The organism is Burkholderia sp. Ac-20392 (assembly GCF_017104585.1).
GTDB classification, from domain to species: domain Bacteria; phylum Pseudomonadota; class Gammaproteobacteria; order Burkholderiales; family Burkholderiaceae; genus Burkholderia; species Burkholderia lata.
Genome location: NZ_JAAGPB010000003.1, coordinates 38,070 through 55,091, shown reverse-complemented (window position 1 = coordinate 55,091; position 17,022 = coordinate 38,070). Strand labels below are relative to the sequence as shown.

At 60.9% G+C, this 17,022-nt stretch carries 15 protein-coding genes; 7 read left to right on the top strand and 8 right to left on the bottom strand.

Annotated elements, in window-relative coordinates; genetic code table 11:
* Positions 1-939: 939 nt before the first annotated feature.
* The gene (locus tag G3N99_RS01015) at positions 940-1,854 is read right to left on the bottom strand and encodes a hypothetical protein (protein WP_206121384.1); all 915 of its coding nucleotides are present in this window, start codon (positions 1,852-1,854) and stop codon (positions 940-942) included.
* Positions 1,855-3,209: 1,355 nt separating this feature from the next.
* Between G3N99_RS01015 and G3N99_RS01010 the strand changes: the two genes are divergently transcribed.
* The gene (locus G3N99_RS01010; protein WP_241011391.1) at positions 3,210-3,554 is read left to right on the top strand and encodes a hypothetical protein; all 345 of its coding nucleotides are present in this window, start codon (positions 3,210-3,212) and stop codon (positions 3,552-3,554) included.
* A 162-nt stretch (positions 3,555-3,716) separates the two neighbouring features.
* On the opposite strand, the gene G3N99_RS01005 is transcribed toward G3N99_RS01010, so the two are convergent.
* The 3 genes from G3N99_RS01005 to G3N99_RS00995 all read right to left on the bottom strand — a co-directional run bounded on the left by G3N99_RS01005 (position 3,717) and on the right by G3N99_RS00995 (position 7,326).
* Positions 3,717-4,952 (bottom strand): amidohydrolase family protein, encoded by a 1,236-nt coding sequence (locus G3N99_RS01005; protein ID WP_206121383.1) that lies wholly within the window; start codon positions 4,950-4,952, stop codon positions 3,717-3,719.
* A 12-nt stretch (positions 4,953-4,964) separates the two neighbouring features.
* Positions 4,965-6,281 carry an MFS transporter gene (locus G3N99_RS01000; RefSeq protein ID WP_206121382.1) on the bottom strand — a complete coding sequence of 439 codons (1,317 nt, stop codon included), beginning with the start codon at positions 6,279-6,281 and terminating at the stop codon, positions 4,965-4,967.
* Positions 6,282-6,414: 133 nt separating this feature from the next.
* Positions 6,415-7,326 (bottom strand): LysR substrate-binding domain-containing protein, encoded by a 912-nt coding sequence (locus G3N99_RS00995; protein WP_206121381.1) that lies wholly within the window; start codon positions 7,324-7,326, stop codon positions 6,415-6,417.
* A 208-nt stretch (positions 7,327-7,534) separates the two neighbouring features.
* On the opposite strand from G3N99_RS00995, the gene G3N99_RS00990 reads away from it, so the two are divergent.
* The 6 genes from G3N99_RS00990 to G3N99_RS00965 all read left to right on the top strand — a co-directional run bounded on the left by G3N99_RS00990 (position 7,535) and on the right by G3N99_RS00965 (position 11,947).
* A complete protein-coding gene (locus G3N99_RS00990; protein WP_174938825.1) occupies positions 7,535-7,795 on the top strand; it encodes a hypothetical protein in 261 nt (86 codons plus the stop codon).
* 43 nt (positions 7,796-7,838) lie between these two features.
* On the top strand, positions 7,839-8,066 hold the full coding sequence (locus G3N99_RS00985; RefSeq protein WP_011355943.1) for a hypothetical protein: 228 nt from the start codon (positions 7,839-7,841) through the stop codon (positions 8,064-8,066).
* Between the two features lie 211 nt (positions 8,067-8,277).
* Positions 8,278-8,688, top strand: coding sequence for a TIGR02594 family protein (locus tag G3N99_RS00980; RefSeq protein ID WP_089428115.1), 411 nt, complete (start codon positions 8,278-8,280; stop codon positions 8,686-8,688).
* A gap of 144 nt (positions 8,689-8,832) precedes the next feature.
* A complete protein-coding gene (gene yfcF, locus G3N99_RS00975) occupies positions 8,833-9,465 on the top strand; it encodes a glutathione transferase (RefSeq protein WP_174982268.1) in 633 nt (210 codons plus the stop codon).
* 138 nt (positions 9,466-9,603) lie between these two features.
* On the top strand, positions 9,604-10,110 hold the full coding sequence (locus tag G3N99_RS00970) for a hypothetical protein (protein ID WP_206121380.1): 507 nt from the start codon (positions 9,604-9,606) through the stop codon (positions 10,108-10,110).
* Positions 10,111-10,522: 412 nt separating this feature from the next.
* Positions 10,523-11,947: a phosphatidylserine/phosphatidylglycerophosphate/cardiolipin synthase family protein gene (locus G3N99_RS00965; protein ID WP_241011390.1), complete on the top strand. Its 1,425-nt coding sequence runs from the start codon at positions 10,523-10,525 to the stop codon at positions 11,945-11,947.
* Between the two features lie 285 nt (positions 11,948-12,232).
* Here the strand turns inward: G3N99_RS00965 and G3N99_RS00960 are convergent, their stop codons facing one another.
* From G3N99_RS00960 to G3N99_RS00945, 4 genes are all read right to left on the bottom strand, one after another.
* Positions 12,233-12,937 carry a hypothetical protein gene (locus tag G3N99_RS00960; protein ID WP_206121379.1) on the bottom strand — a complete coding sequence of 235 codons (705 nt, stop codon included), beginning with the start codon at positions 12,935-12,937 and terminating at the stop codon, positions 12,233-12,235.
* Positions 12,938-13,142: 205 nt separating this feature from the next.
* A complete protein-coding gene (locus G3N99_RS00955) occupies positions 13,143-13,736 on the bottom strand; it encodes a flavin reductase family protein (protein ID WP_206121378.1) in 594 nt (197 codons plus the stop codon).
* 245 nt (positions 13,737-13,981) lie between these two features.
* On the bottom strand, positions 13,982-15,418 hold the full coding sequence (locus G3N99_RS00950; protein ID WP_206121377.1) for an efflux transporter outer membrane subunit: 1,437 nt from the start codon (positions 15,416-15,418) through the stop codon (positions 13,982-13,984).
* A 19-nt stretch (positions 15,419-15,437) separates the two neighbouring features.
* Entirely contained in the window at positions 15,438-17,012 is a 1,575-nt protein-coding gene (locus G3N99_RS00945) for a DHA2 family efflux MFS transporter permease subunit (protein WP_174938814.1), read from the bottom strand.
* Between the last annotated feature and the right edge of the window lie 10 nt (positions 17,013-17,022).

The window sequence follows — 17,022 nt, the reverse complement described above, 5'->3', positions numbered from 1 at the left end:
AAGCGGAGCAAAGCTTCTGACTGGCAACAGCGCCGCGCGAACGGCTGTTGCTTCCAAAAGACATAGTAAAATCGAGCAACAATGTGCAAGAAACTGAAATCCATCTTAAGCCCAAGGGTGGCGCTGCGTGTAGTGGCTGTAGTACTTCGCCGGCGTAGTTGAGCGGTGCTGCGCATTTCCTAAGATCGCTAAAAGTCTCGCAGCTTCTTGAGTAATTTCTGCCTCGGCTTAAGAGTGCCGGTTGGCCGATACTGGGAATTATCGTCCCACTGGTCGATACCGCCATTGTCGGCGATCTGCGAGAGGCCAGTGTGATCCAAGGCCGGCTAGCCTTGTGTCTCCAGCCATCGTGTCAAGCGCACTTCCAAATTCTCATTCCCGTTGTCTTCTATCCTTTCTTTGGCCATTTTCGCCCCACCCACCAAGATTGAATTCCCGCGAGGCGTTCTGCCCGCAGGTCGTCCGAAAGTGTCGTATATTAAAAAAATTTTGGCGCAGGGTTGAACGATCCACGCATGACGAGGGTTCGTGCAAAGCGACTCAAGCGAGCAAACGACCGCTGCCCGAATGAAATCGCCGATTCGGTGGCTCGCGATGTACCGTCCGTTGAGGTTGGGAGGGAGAGTTCGCTGATTGAGAAAGTTGTCGTTCGGTTGCTCCATACCAACTAAGTCAGCAATCAGCCAAATTGCTGACTTAGAGGCCCCCCGATCCTAGCGGCAGCAACGGTCAATGACAGAGCATTGATCTTTTAAAATCGGACGGCCATTCAAGAGGGCGAATTCAACGGGTCGATGCAACAGCTTGATGGAATCGTTCAGTCGGTGTATCGAAATCTAATATCTTTCGCGGAAACTCTGGCCGTCGGCCATCGCTGCATCTGCTGTCGGGACGACAAATACACAACAGACTCTAGCGACCGGCACGGAGAGGTGCCTTCTAATGTGGAGTGGCGCGATCTCCAAATGCCGCGCGTAGTGCTTGCTGAAATTTTCCTGCAATTTTCGCGAATCCGTCGTACGTAGGATGCAACTCGTTAGCCCAATCGGTATCAGGATCCAAGGTATCTTGGGTTCCCACAACTACCACATTTTTGGCAGTAGTGGAAAATTCGCCGAGCATCGTCGCGAATCTACGGAGGATCATTGTGACGATGCCACGTCCTGCCGTGAAAAATCCAGGATCCACCGCGAAAGTAGTCCACCCTCGATCGGCGAATGACGGATGTAGCCATGGTCCAACGAGGCCGCCGCAGATAGAAGCATTCGTCGGCGTTGCGAAATCATATTGATTGAAAAAAAGGTAGGCGTCCGGAGCGTAATAATTACGTATATCGATTAAATCAGAATACGCCCGCTTCACGATGTCCATGATATCTAGCAATGCATCAGCATTGACAGCGTCCGCGAGATTATAGCCGACGGACGCAGCATCTTTTAACCAGAACCGGAATGCATCGCCGACAAGGTCATTTCCACCACCGGAGAAAAGGATCGCGTCGAACGGTCCGAGCGTTGGATCTTTTAGCGTCGCTATCAGTCTATCGCGCTTGGATGCTCCAAGTAACGTAGTCGTAGCGTCGCCGTAATGTGCAAGCTTCAATGGTTTCGGGTTAAGGTTCATCAGCCTCGTCAGCGACACGACTACGTCCGTGGGAAGATGCCCGAGCGAAGGTACTGGATAGTCGAACCACGAATCCCCCATTGCCAGTAGATTCAGTGGTTGCGCACCCGTGCAAGCGAAGTTCTTTCGAGCGTCATCCAACTGACGTCTGTGTTCCGTTCGACGTGCATCGATGTCTGATTGAATTTGTCGCTGCAACTGACGATAGGCCTCTAACGTATTGCGAGCCATGTCCCCCCCCGCCGGAAATAAGCGCTCTGAATGATGATTTAGGATGTTTGCCTTGCCGTGCAGTAGGTGGAGAAGGTGCGAAAACTCGAGCGAACAAGCGCGGTTAAGGTTAGGGAAAATCCCAAAAACTCAAAACCGTCGCGGTATGGAGCGGAGGCGCATTGCCGCATCCCTGACAGGGACACGTGTGTGGCACCGTCTGGCTCTCGCCGATAATTGCGCACTTGGGCACGTGAATCGGGAAAGGTTGGCAGTCCAATTGCGCAGTGATTGACTGATCGGCGTTTTGTTGTTGCCCTGTTACCGTCACGGCGTGCCTCACTCGTGGCAAGTGCGCATCGCACTGCCCGCGATTGCCGTAGATCGGCGGATTCGTTTGTGCAGGCAATTGCGTACAGACTATAAGCGCACAGAACCAGACCCAGCAGAATGGACACACCTTTTTTATCATCGCGCACCCCGTAACGTCGTCAATCGAGCATAGGCGAAAATCAAGTTAAGTCAATTCGCTGATAAACCGCACTTTGAAGCCACGTCGACATTCATAACTTCGCCTCGGAGAACTACCAAGTCCGTCATGGCACCTCTTTCGATATCGTCGATGTGTGAGCTTTCGATCCACATCGCTGCGTAAAGTAGAGAGGTGGTCCGAGCAACGGCCGCATCACTCTTACACATGGCATCACTCACGCGACACAATGCCGGCAACGGGTCGCGACATTCACGGAAATCTGCGATGAACCTTTTTTGAGCCATACGATGCTTGCGCTGCGGTCGGGTTCAGTTCACGCGAATGAAAAAGTTCACCACAATCGTCTGCGGACGGGTCTCGTCGTCGAAATTGGCACCTTCGGATTGCCTTACCCTCGCTGTCCCGCGCAACGGCAAAGAGCACATTGGACTGCTTCAGCGACGCGATATCCAAAGTGTGCCCGCTCTCAGGCGGGTACGGTGTGTCCTGGTACGCATCCAGATCAGCGATGAGGGCGATCAAGTCGGTCTGGTCGGGAGACTCGAAAGCGATGGTCTTGGCAGATGATGCTAGCCAAAAAGGGAAATTGAAGCACCCGGCGACGAAGCCGTGCTCGACATCGATGGCTGTCCGGTACTGTTGGACCTTTCAAAAAGCGGGCAGGGGCACGCACCTCCCTATACCTAATGGCCAATCTCCGACAATCCCCCATTTCTGAGATGCCAGCCCGACTACACTGGTCTTGAAGCCTTGCTTCTCGTCATCGGAGGTAGAACGCAGTCCCCTTCGCACCGATGGTCGACCGTAAGCCGTCTTGCCCAACAAGACGTAGCGAAGGGGGAGAAAGAATGGAAACCCAAGGCATCAAAGAAGCGCGGGCCGCATGGGCGGCAACCCATACGACCCGCTGACCACCACCAACTCAACACAGGAGTCGGCAATGGCTAACGCCTATAGTAAGACACGTCCCAAGAAGCTCAAACGGTATCCCGAGGTTGAGCTGATCCTCGACAACAAGCCTGACCTTCCGCAGAAGGGCCAGCCGTACATGCCGTGGATGCGTGCGATCGACGCGCATTTCGAGATGTTCGGATTTCTGCCAGGTGATCGCGTATATCTCGAGTTCAATTTCGATCTTCGGTTCGTCACTATCAGACCTGATCGCAGCGCGCTGAACTGGCGAGAGCAGCCTTACGGTGCTGCTGCCCAAGAAGAGGAGCAGTCGTAAGTCGCAAGGGCCGCTTCGCGCGGCCCTTGCTGCTGGATCGGTGTTTCCGCGCGAACACAACCGAGAGTAGGGGACTATTGCGGGCACAGTGTCCGTGTTGGCGCTCACCTTTAACGATTGTCACGACCACTGTACGCGGAGGAACCCGCGCAACCGCGTACCCTAACCAGCGCGAGCTTTCACGATCTTCCCTCGCTGCATTACATATTCGACGCGCTCCCCCTGACCGGCCACCACCCCAATATCCTCAAGCGGATTCCCGTCAAGCACGACCAGATCCGCAATCGCTCCCGCAGCCACGACCCCAAGCTGCCCCTGCATATTGACGATCTCCGCAGCCACGGTCGTCGCCGACCTGAGCGCTTCCAGATTCCCCAACACCTCCGCCCGAATCCGAAACTCTCCGCTTTGAAATGCGTGCATTTCCCCGAGCAGATCCGACCCGAACCCCATCTTCACGCCGGCGTTCGCATAGATTTCCAGCGATTCGCGTCCTTTCTGCTGAACGGAAGCCACCTTTGCCACCGATTCGGGCGGCATCCCGAACTCCGCGCCGTGTTTGGCAAGCGCGTCATAAGTGACAAGCGTGGGCACCACAAACGCCCCATGCTCATGCATCAGCTTCGCCGCCGCCTCATCCACAAGATTCCCATGCTCGATCGTCCTCACCCCACAGCGCACCGCCCGCGCAATCGCCCGCCCCGTATACGCGTGCGCCATCACATAAGTATTCGCGGCCGCGGCTTCATCCACGATGGCCCGAATCTCGTCCTCGGAGTACTGCGTGTTCGCAATCGGGTCGGTTGGCGAAGCAACGCCACCTGACGCCATGATCTTGATCTGCGTCGCGCCTTTCTGAATTTCTTCACGTACCGCCAGCCGCACACCTTCGACCCCGTCCACCACCCGAGCAATCGCCCCTGTCCTGAAACAGCACGAGCAAGGCTCCAGCAAGTCCCCACGCGGCCGAAAGTCCCCATGCCCGCCGGTCTGCGACAACGCCTTTCCCGACGGAAAAATCCGCGGCCCCGACACCAGCCCGGTTTCGACCGCCTGCATCAAGCTCCAGTCCGCACCCCCTGCATCGCGCACGCTGGTAAAACCGCGCGCCAACATCGCATCGAGAATCGGCAACGACCGAATCGCGGCAAGAATATTCGGCTGCGTCGCATTCGCACCGAGATTCGCATTCGACGCCAGCACATGCACATGGCAATCGATGAACCCCGGCATCACGGTCTTGCCGCGCACGTCGATCACCTGAGCATTCGGAAAATCCACCGGCCGATCGGTGACTTCGACGATCCGGTCGCCGTCGATCACGACATGATGATGGTCGAGCAGCACGCCCCGTTCGAGATCGAGTACGTTGCCGCCTTGAAGCACGGTAATGGTCATGGAGAGAGATCCTTATCGATTGACGGAAGCGGCACGCTTGGCGTCCTTCACGAAACGCGTCCCGATGAAACTGACGGCCGCCGCGAGCGTCACGTAGAAAGCCGGCGCCATGTTGCTGCCGGTGCGGGCGATGAGCCACGTGATCAGGAACGGTGCGAAGCCGCCGAAGATCGTGACCGCGAAGTTGTACGCGACGGACAGCCCGGTCGACAGCACTTTGGTCGGGAACAGTTCGGCGAACGCCGCGAGGATCGGCCCGGTGTAGATCGCGATCAGCACGCCGAACACGGCCTGGAACACGATCAGCGACGTGAATCCGGGCGCATGGTTGATCCACGCGAACATCGGCCACGCGAGCACGAAGATGGCCAGCGCCGATCCGGACAGGAACACGCGCCGTCCCCACACGTCGGCGAGCCGGCCGACGATCGGCGAGCAGCACATGATCATCAGCCCGCCGACCATGCCGGCCGCGAAACCATGCGATTGCGGCAGATGCAGCGTGCGCACGGAATACGTCGGCATGTAGAACAGCAGCACGTAGGTGCAGACGGTCCACAGAATGACCATCGAAAAGCTCGCGAACGTCTCGCGCGGGTAGGTGGACAGCACTTCCTTCAGCGGCGAGCTCTCTTTCGCCTGCGCTTCGACGGCACTGAATGCCGGCGTCTCGTCGATATGGCTGCGGATGAAGTAGCCGACGGGCCCGACGATGATCCCGAGCAGGAACGGCAGCCGCCAGCCCCAGCTATGCAGCGCCTGCGTGTCGAGCGACGTCGTGACGAAGGTGCCGGTCGCGGCGCCGAGCAGCACCGCGAAGCCGATGCTCGACTGGATCCAGCTCGAGTAGTACGCGCGCTTCTCCGGCGGCGCGTATTCGGTGAGGAACGCGGTGGCGCCGCCCATCTCGCCGCCGGCCGAGAAACCTTGCAGCAGCCGCGCGACGACGATCAGCAGCGGCGCGGCGATACCGGCCTGTTCGTAGGTCGGCGCGAGCCCGATGAGCGCGGTGCCGGCGGCCATCATGAGGATGGTGAGCGACAGCGCGGCCTTGCGCCCGACCTTGTCGGCGTAGACGCCGAGCACGATGCCGCCGACGGGCCGCATGAAGAAGCCGACGCCGAACGTCGCGACGGTCAGCAGCACGGACGTCAGTTCGTTGCCGGTCGGAAAGAACAGTTTCGCGATGATGACCGCGAAGAAGCTGTAGACGGTGAAATCGAACCATTCGAGACCGTTGCCGATCACGGTCGCGACGATGGCGCGGCGGCGCTGCTGCACCGCCGCATCGACGGCAGGCGCGGCGCGCGGGGAAAGCGTTCCTTGCATGGTCTCTTCCTTGGCCAGAAGACGGGACGGGCGCCCCGCGTGAACCCCATGCTAAGGACAGCGCGATTTTTTTCTGAAACGAAAGATTCGCATGCACGCATGCGCTGGACGCATGCATTGCGTTCCGGATGGGTCAGGGCGCCGTCTGCCGCTCCGCTTGTTCGAACAGCCAGCGGGTGAACAGGCGGGCGGCGTGGTTCTGCGCGCGGTCGTTGGGCGAGATCACGTAGTAGCCGCCGCCGTGGCTCGCGGATGCGTCGGTCACGCGCACGAGCAGCCCGGCTTCGATGCATGCGTCGATCATGTAGCGCCAGCCGAGCGATATGCCCTGGCCGAGGATGGTCATTTGCACGATCTGCGGATACGAGTTGATGGTGATGTCCTGCGGTCGCGCCTTCTGCCGGTCGATGTCGTTCTGGTCGAACCATTCGGACCACGACATCCACTGACGCTGCCCGTCCTCGAGGCGCAGCAGCGTCTCGTTCGCGAGATCGGCCGCGTCGAGCATGCGGCCGGCCAGGTAACTCGGCGCGCAGACGGGAAACACTTCCTCGTCGAACAGACGTCGCGCGGTGTATTCGACGGGCGCCTGCTGGCGCACGTAGTAGACGCCCACGTCGAACTCCGCCGGCGACATCGACGCGAGCCCGTCGCGCACGATCAGCCGCAGCTTGATGTCCGGATACGCGGCGCGAAACTCGGGCAGGCGCGGCGTGAGCCACAGCAGCGCCACGCCGGACGAGCACGCGATCGTCAGTTCGAGATCGCCGTAGGGCTTCATCACGTCGTGCGTGGCTTCCGCGCATTGCGTGAGGAGACGGTGCACCTGCTCTGCGTATTGCTCGCCGGCGATCGTCAGCCGCAGCGAACGATGTTCGCGCACGAACAGCGAGCGGCCGAGGAATTCCTCGAGCTGCTGGATCTGCCGGCTGATCGCGCTTTGGGTCAGGTGCAGCTCGGCGGCCGCGCGCGTGAAGCTCGCATGCCGCACAGCGGCTTCGAACGCGATGAGGCACTGAAGGGGCGGCAGGGGTGTGATGCGCATGGCGGGTGTGAAGGTCTCGTGGCTCGCGACATCATAAGCGCGGATCGAAAGGAAATCACAAGCTTGCGCATGGGGGAAAGCCCGACGCGTCCGATGCGTAATACAGATTTACAAAGTCCGGGCGATGCGGCGTCAACATGGGGCAGGGACGGGACGTTCACTACTGCAGCAACAATCCTTTTCACGACAAGACGGAAGAACTGCACTCATGAAACTCAAATCCATCCCCGTGATTCTGTGCGCCGCATTGATGGCGAATGCCGCGTTCGCCGACGAGCTTCACAACAAGGCGATGGCCGCCACGCACGATCTTCAGCGGTCCATCGAGGAAATGCACGTGATCCAGCAGGAACATGGCGGCGAGTTCGGCGGCCACATGGCGCGTGCGGAGCAACTGGCCCGGCAAGCCGAGCAGGAGCGTAATGCCGCGCTCGAGTACTACCGCGCGCGACATCCGGGTTGGCAGTAACCCCTGGCCGCCACACATCGCAACGACGTTTGGATGATCCATCATGAAATCTAAAACCTGTTACACCCTGGTCGCGTCGCTGCTGCTTGGCGCGTCGCTGTCCGGCTGCGTGGTGGCGCCGGCTGAACCGCCGGCAGTCGCCCCCGCCGGCGTCGTCTACGTTGCGCCGGTCGGCGTGATGCCGGCTCCCGGTTATTCGTGGCGCTATCACCCGCACTATGGGTGGGGGTGGTGGCATCCGCACTACGGCTGGCATCGCGGCTGGCGCTAAAGTGTGGTCGCGCGGGCATGCCTGCGCGACGAGTGCGGACGCAGGAGCAAGGCACGGGGAGATTTCCCCGTGCTTTTTTTGAGGGCTTCACGCCATTGCGTCCGTCGCGGATCGCATTCATGCGAAGATTGACCGCACATCACACTCGCCCGAGAACGACGTGACCCTATTCAACCCTGAGAGCAAACCGGACGCCGCCCATCCGCCGTGGATGCCCGTCGCGATGGCCGAACTCGGCATCCGCCGCCATCCGCCCGGCAGCATCAACCCGCGCATCGTCGAATACAACAACCAGACGAACCTGGTCGGCTACGACGACAAGATTTCCTGGTGCTCGTCCTTCGTCAACTGGTGCATGACGCATGCCGGCATTCGCGGCACGGGCTCCGCGCTCGCGCGTTCGTGGCTCGAATGGGGGCGGCCGCTGGAACGCCCGGTCTACGGTTGCATCGCGATCCTGACGCGCGACGATCCCGCGAGCTGGAAAGGGCATGTCGGTTTCTACCTGCGTCACGACGACGAACAGGTGTATCTCTTCGGCGGCAACCAGCTGGAAGAAGTGCGTGAACTCGCGTACCCATTGAACGAAGTGATCGGCTACCGCTGGCCCGACGCCGCATGATCACGCCACTGCAGCACACACAAAACCACAAACACCACGGAACGGGCCGCTGCTAACCTGTCACACAACCGCATCGACCTACCCGGAGCCCGTCGGCGCATCAATGCGCAGCCCGTCGGCCTCCGCACCCACAAGGAGCCAGCAGTGCAAACCGGTAATCTCCGCCTCTACGCGGATACGCAATACACGAGCCCTTACGCGATGTCGGTCTTCGTTGCACTCGAGGAAAAATCGCTGCCTTACGAACTGGTGACCGTCGATCTCGGCAACCGCGCGCATTTCGCGCCCGACTACGCGGCGACGTCGCTGACGCAACGCGTGCCGACGCTCGTGCACGACGATTTCGCGCTGTCGGAATCGTCGGCGATTACCGAGTATCTCGACGAGACCTTTCCGGGCACGCGAATCTATCCGGTCGAGCCGCGCCAACGCGCACGTGCACGACAGGTGCAGGCGTGGCTGCGCAGTGACCTGATGCCGGTGCGTACGGAGCGGTCGACCGAAGTGCTGTTCTACGGGCCGTCGAGCGAGCCGCTGTCGAGCTTGGCACAAGCTGCCGCGCAGAAGCTGTTCGCGGCCGCCGACAAACTGCTCGCGCCGGGCGCGGCAAACCTGTTCGGCGAGTGGAGCATCGCCGATGTCGATCTGGCGGTGATGCTGAACCGTCTGGTGCTGAATGACGATCCGGTGCCGCAGCGTCTCGCCGACTATGCGCGTGCGCAGTGGGAGCGGCCGTCGGTGCAGCGCTGGGTGAAGCTGAAGCGGCCGCCGCTGTAATTCGCGGATGCAAGGGCGGGGCGGGAGTCTGCGCTGCACGCCGATGAGTCGCAGGTCAGTCGGTCCCGCACGCATCGGGAAGCGGTACGTCGGCGCGACTCCATGTAACCCGCCGAATCGGCGTGAGAACGAATATCGATGAAGAAGATCGGTTTGTCGGTCGCGATCATGGCCGTGTCCTGTATCGGATGGGCAGCGCCTCCGGGCGACGGGCTGGTGAAGAGCTGCCTGATGGCGCAGTCCGTCTCGCCGTCCATTGCGATCCAGGACATCAACACGCATGAGGTGTCGCAAGAGAGCGATTACGCAGACGGTTTCAACGCCAGTTACGTCGTCAAACATGAGGGTGCCGACGTCGGCTACGCTGAAGGAAAGACGACGCAGGCGCTGATCTACGCTGGCAAGCTCTACCGATTATCTGCGGCGATACCCGTTGGAAATAGCGGTGGAATCAAGCCGACTGCATTCAATCCCGCGCTGGCCGAGTGGAGCATGGCAACGGTTGGCCGTCAGCGCTATCTATGCGTGAGCTTCAATTTTGACGGACTCGGCCGAAGCGGGGCGTATCAGAATGTTCGCGGCGGATACTTGCTGAACGTGAAAACCAAAGACCTGTACTTTGTCGTACGCGACGTCAGGAAGTGAGTGACCTTTTCTTGCACGATGTCGCATCGTGCAGGGCAGTGGGGCCATTCAGTGGCCCGCCAACCCTGCACATCCCGGTGGTCAGTTGTATCAGTCTGGACTAGACCAGGCAGACAGCGTCAGATTGTCTGACTCGGTTCGGCCATGAGCGGTCGTTGGAATAGTGCTCATGGATCGACGACAATCGGACTTTCCGGAAAGCCGTTCTTTCAACTGCGCTGATGTCCTGTCCACTGCGTGCTTGAGGTGCGGCCGGATTCGCGCCGCTCTTGTCCACGGTAACAATCCTGGGCTCGCTGTTCTGTTCACCTTCTCGAAGAACAGTGAGCTACTTGACCGTGCTAACGCGACAAAGCCCACCAGACTTTCAAGGACGCAGGGCCCGAGACACATCGAACCAGTTCGCCACATCATGACCACAACGAAAAGCCTGGCGCTCATTCTGGCATGCGTGTTTGCCTTTTCTCAGCACGGCCACGCGCAATGTGTCGATCTGGTCGCCAGTCTCGACGACGGTCAGCTGATGCAGTCGCGGATTGCGCTGGTCGACCGTGCGACGCCTGCCGAACAGATCCGCATCCTCGCCTACATCTTCGAAATCGATCAGACCGGCGGCCTGCTGTTGCGTCATCTGGTCGAGGCCGCGCGCCGAGGCGTGCCGGTCAAGCTGCTGATCGACGGCATCGGCCCCGAGCCGCACTACCCGTTCGAGGACGAGCTCATCGTCGCCCTGCACGAGGTGGCGCCCGGCATCGAACTCCGAATCTTCCATCCTCGATCAGATCTCGTCGAGATTTCGCATCGCATGCACGACAAGCTGTTTCTGGTTGGGGACACGGCCGTGATCGGCAGTACCTCGATCTGGGATGCGAGTTTCCGCAACTGGCTCAGTGAGCGCGACCTGATGGTGTCGGGCGACGCCGGCCAGGATGCTTCCTCCCTGCACGCCATGAACCAGCATTTCGCTTCGTTCTGGAATAGCGCGGAAGTGGTTCGCCCCGAGCCGGAAAAATTCCTCGAAGTCGCAAGTCCTTATCGCGTGTCGCAGGGTTATGCGACGCTGGACCCGGCGCGCATCCGTTATTGGCGCGAATGGCTGATGGCTCCGCCCGATGCTGCAGCCCGGGCGACGGATCTGGCCGCTACCGATACGCCGACTGCCTCCGATACGCCCAATGATCCCGCCGCTCCGCCCGCTTCCGGGGCGAATTTTGATCCCGCCTGGATGCCGATCGCCTGCGAGCGCCTGCGCTATGTCCACGACTGGCCCGACAAGCGCTCGCCGGGCACGTTGCAGGACATGCTGCAAGCGTTCGATACGGCGCAGCACGAGATCCTGATCATCAACCCCTACCTGATCCTGGTGCCGGAACTGCGCGAGGCGCTCGAGCGCAAGCGGCGCGAAGGTGTCCACGTGATCCTGGTGAGCGCGTCGCTGGCGAGCATCACGCAGGAATTCCCCGCAGTCGGGCGCGCCTATGCCGACGATCTGCCCGGCCTGGTCAATGCCGGAATCGAGGTGCGTGAATATGCCGACCGCGAGAACCGCATGATGCACGCCAAGCTGATCCTCATCGACGGCCATCGATATTATCTCGGCAGTTTCAATTTCGATTCGCTGTCAGCCCGCTTGAATACCGAAAACGGCCTGTGGATAGATACCCCCGAGGACGGGCTCGATCCCTTGCAAGACAGCGTGGCGTACTTCCTGCGCAACTCAAGTTTGGTGAGCGACGCCAATGGCCGCCTTCTGGCGGATCCCGATGCGCGCTGCCGGGCCGCCGGCTGCGGCGGTGCCTGGCGGTGGGTGACGGTGCTGGTCAGGAACTTCCTCTGAGCGCGGCGCCCTGTCGCCAAGCTGCGTGGCCAGTTCGGGTTGCCGTCCGCACCGTGTCGCGCAGTAGTCGACCATTGATATGCACCAGACTGCCGGCAGCGATCACTTCGCCGAACTTCTAGAGATGGCCCGGTACTTTACGGCGCGGCGGCGCCGCGTCATCCGTTCGATTGCAAAGGCTGAAATCGCTGACGATAGCCCAACGGCGCTCGCTGCTTGCGTCTATCGTGCTGAACAGAAGTCTGTCCAGCGTGCCACGGCAACGCCGAGGCGTGACCCGAACAATCAGTCAACCCGGTACCAGCGACCAGATTCTGGACACACAGCGGCTGGTGCGCCGTTCGACCAGACTTGCTCCTCATCCAGGTGCAGCGAGGTCGAAGGGGCGATGTCGAAGACTACCTTCAGTGCTTGCGCAACATGGGCATCTTCGATGGGAAGCTCCCAAGTCAGGAATATCTGAATGCAATCCTGGTCCGTCGCGAAGTCGGCCGCATCAAAGCCGCTGCCGCGGCGCTGAATGACGCCATGAGGCTGGCCGGTATCGAATATCACCGCTGTCCCCCGGGTCAGGGGAATGCGATGGCCCGTAGAGGGAAAATGCAAGTCCAGCCCCCGGTCCTCGCTCAGGAATAGATTGCAGAAGGCCGCACCGCCATATTGCGCACCGTCATGGTGGTACCTCGCGCCACGACAGGCCATGAGGGCTACGTCACTGGAGGCAAGCACGTTGGGCAGTCCTAGTGCGCACGTCCAGTCGGACATGGCCTGCACGCAGCGCTTGTAGTCCGGCCAGCGCGCTTGCGTTCGCGCCAAAGGCATAGCCTCGACGTCCCCGGGTTCCAGGACGAGCCGCGACGATGTTTCTCTTTCCCAGTCTGCAAGCACGCGTGCGGAGGGAACGGGCACGTCGACCGTGCCTGATAGAACGATGTCACTGACGCGTCGACTGCGGATGGCGTCGCCGCTCCAGAAATAGGAAGTCAGCATGTCTCGAATTCGACGCTGTTGAAGGGGGCATCTGGGCGATTGTAACGATTCAGCCTGATCACGTCGGCGAAAATCGGCCATGAAGAGACGTTCGACACCAGCGGCCAGATCGTTGACACGGAATCGGTAGGCCCATGCCGCTTGCCGCCAGTCACGTGTGAAACCGACTGTTCGCCACCGAACATCGACAGCGCTTCGCGATTAGCTATGCCCTGAAATTCTTGCCGAGACACTGACTCAGTGTGTAGTAGTGCCGGAATACGTAATGGAGCGGTTGCCATCGTTCGATATCAATTCGGCCGGTTGGCGTGAGCAAACCAGTATGGACGTGGATTCGCAAAACCTTCAACTCCGCGGCAACCAGCTCATGGCCGTTCCCGATGTTGTGCATGCGTACCACTCTTGCTTCGATCTGGATCGGACACTCCGCAACCCTATGGGGTGCTATACATTCACTGGCTTTCGCAGCCAGATCTGCGCATCGAAATTTGTCACGCTCAAATCGGTAGCCCATCTGCTTCTTGTTTTCTGGAACAACTTCGGAGCCCGTAGTCGCGGCGATAGCTTCGACGTTCTTCCACAGCGAAGCATCCGGCAAGTTGAGGACCGCTTCCGGACGCTGGAGAATATTGCTATAGCATTGGCCTGCCGTACTCAACCCGATCAAGAGCGTATCCGATAACGCCCAGTATGAAGAAATAGGACTCAGGTTGGTCGCCCCATCCGGATTCACGCTGGATATTAGCGCCACTGGCGTTCCGAAGTACAAGACTGGTAGTTCGACAACGTCTGTTCGCATCGCTCTCTCGGAAAGTTTGATTCCGCCCATTCTCGACGCGATACTCAGCGATATGTTTCAGTCCGCGATGAAATATCGGCGTCGAGGGCCGGTCGCACTACAAGAGTTCGCGCAAACGAATGTCCGCTCCGAGGAATATCAAAGGGCGGCTCCCGGGTCGATCACCGCCCTTGATGAGGTGACGTCCAAGCAAGCTCAGAGCCAACCTGACGCTGACTGAGAGAGCAGATCTAGACTTACACAGCTCAGTCCTTCGCCACAGCCGCCACCTCCGGCCCACCCGCCGCGTCGTTCCTGCTCCACCCACCCCCAAGCGACCGATACAGCGCGACCGCCGCCAGCGCATGCTCGCGCTTGACCTGATTGAGCGAATCCGAATCCCGCAGATACACCTCTTGCGCGGACAGCACATCCAGAAAATCCGTCGCACCGCCCTTATAGAGCTGATTCGCCAACCCAAGCGCTTTATCCGAAGCAGAAAGCGCACTACCAAGCCTGCGCGACGCCTCATCGGAACTGACGAGATTCGCCCGCGCATCCTCGACTTCCCGCAACGCCTGCAGCATCGTCTGCCGCAACCCGAGTTCCGATTCGCGCATCCGGCTTTCGCTCTGCGAGATATCGGCGGTAATCCGTCCCGCATTGAAGATCGGGCTCGTCGCACTCAACGCCGCACTGAACAGGTTATCGGTCAACGTCGGCAACCCGAGATAGGAAGCAGCCAGAATCCCGTCGGTCAGGTTCAACGAAAACTTCGGATACCGCTCGGCTTTCGCCACACCGACTTGCGCCGCACGTCGCTCGACCTGCGCATACGCGGTCAGCACGTCCGGCCGCCGCAGCAATGCCTGCGAAGGCAACGTCCCCGGCGAGCCAACCGGCGGCGCGGGAATCTCCCCAGCCTGCGCGAGCACGAGCCGATCGACCGATTCCGGCGTGCGCCCCGAATACACGGCAATGAGATTGAGTTGACGCGAAACCTGCGCCTGCGTCGGCGGAATCCGCGCTTCGAGTGCATCGAGCTGGTTCTGCGCACGCGTAACGTCAAGCTCGGTCGACAGCCCGAACGCCTGCCGCTTGCGCGTGAGTTCAAGCGCATGCTGCCGGATCTTCGCATTGTCCTGCAGGATCTTCAGTTCCTGCTGCGCCCAGCGCAGATCGACATACGCGGAAGCCGCATCGGCCGCGAGCGCGAGCCGCATCGCATCTTCCGCATGCTTCTGCCCGACCAGCTCGGCTTGCGCGGCAAGCAGATCGAGCCGTTCGCCGCCGAACACATCAGGCGACCAGCTCAGCGCAAGCCCCGCACCGGCCTGCCGCACATAGCCGAGCGGCGGCGGCGTGTTCTGCCGCGCGTCGGCCGCATGCGCGGTTGCATCGAGTTCGGGCAGCAGCACCGCGCGCTTCTGCACGGTCAGCGCTTGCGCCTGCTTCACGCGTTCGGCGGCCGCCTGCAGATCGAGGTTGCCGTCGAGCACGGTGGCGATCAGCCGGTCGAGCACGGGATCGTGGAACTGCGCCCACCACGCAGCGGCGTCGATGTCCGCGCGCGGCACATCGGTATCCCAACCATCCGGCGCGAGCGTTCGAACCGAATCCTGAAGCGCCGGATGCTGCGCGGGCTGCACCGCACATCCTGCGGCGAGTGCGCTGACGGCGAGGGCGACGAGAAGTTTTTTCATGATGGTGATGACCTCAACCTCAGTGCGCGTCCGGCGGCGGCGCGTTCAGGGAAATGGGTTTGGAGAAGACGACCGCGATCAGCGCGACGACGAAGCACAGCGACAGCGCGTAGTACGCATCGGCATAAGTGAGTGTCAGCGCTTCGCGATAGATCAGGTGGTGCAGGTTCGCGAGCCCGGCTTGCGCGGTGTCCAGCGTGTTGCCGGCCACGGATGTCCAGTACGCGGCCTGGCGGTCGAGCAGCGATGCGACCTGCGGCTGGCCGGCGCTCACGTGCTCGTTCAGGCGCAGGTAGTGAAAATTCAGCCGGTCGTTGAGCATCGTCGCGCTCACCGCGATGCCGATCGCCCCGCCGAGATTGCGCATCAGGTTGAACAACCCGCTCGCCGATTTCAGGCGCGACTGCGGCAGCGAGCCGAGCGCCATCGTCACGATCGGCGGCACGCTGAACTGCTGGCCGATGCCGCGCAGCGCCTGCGGCAGCAGCAGTTCGCGCCAGCCCCAGTCGTGCGTGATCGGCGTGTACAGGTAGCAGCCGAGCCCGAAACAGATCAACCCGAACACGAGCAGCGCGCGCAGGCTGAAGAAGCGCGCGGCGAACGCATACGCACAGAGCGCGACCAGCTGGAACGCGCCGACCGACAGCAGCGCCATGCCGATCTGCAGCGAGCTGAATGCGCGCACCTGCGCAAGAAACAGCGGCGTCAGGAACACGGTCACGAAGATCCCGATGCCGGTCACGAACGACAGCAGGCTGCCGATCCCGAAGTTGCGCACGACGAGCGCGCGCAGGTCGACGATCGGATCCTTCGCGGTCAGCGCATGCACGATGAACAGGAAGCCGCAGATGCCGGAGATCCACGCGCAGATCACGATCGCGTCGTCGCCGAACCAGTTCTTGCGCGGGCCTTCTTCCAGCACGTATTCGAGGCAGCCGAGGAAGCCCGACATCAGCACGATGCCGAGATAGTCGCCGCGCTTGATGAGGCTGAGATCGGGTTCGTCGATATGCACGTAGCGCGGCACGAGCGCGGCCACCGCGATGCCCGGCACGAGGTTCAGGTAGAACAGCCAGTGCCACGACCATTGATCGGTGATCCAGCCGCCGATCACGGGGCCGATCGCCGGCGCGAGCGACGCGAGCGCGCCGATGGTCGTCGATGCGATCAGTCGCTGCTTGCCGGGGAACAGCACGAACGCGGTGGTGAACACGGTCGGGATCATCGCGGCGCCGAGCGCACCCTGCAGCCCGCGAAACAGGATCATCGAGTTGATGTCCCATGCGACGCCGCACAGCATGCTGGTGATCGTGAAACCGACGGCCGATGCGGCGAACAGCCAGCGCGTCGACATCACTTTCGACAGCCAGCCCGACATCGGGATCACGATGATCTCGGCGATCAGGTAGGCGGTCTGCACCCACGACAATTCGTCCTGGCTCGCGGAGAGGCCGCCGCCGATGTCGCGCAGCGACGATGCGACGATCTGAATGTCGAGCGTTGCCATGAAGAAGCCGACGCACATCAGCGCGAACGCGAACACGCGCTGCCTGGTCGGTTGCGACGCCGGGTCGCCGGAAAACGCGGTGGTCATCGTCGTCTCC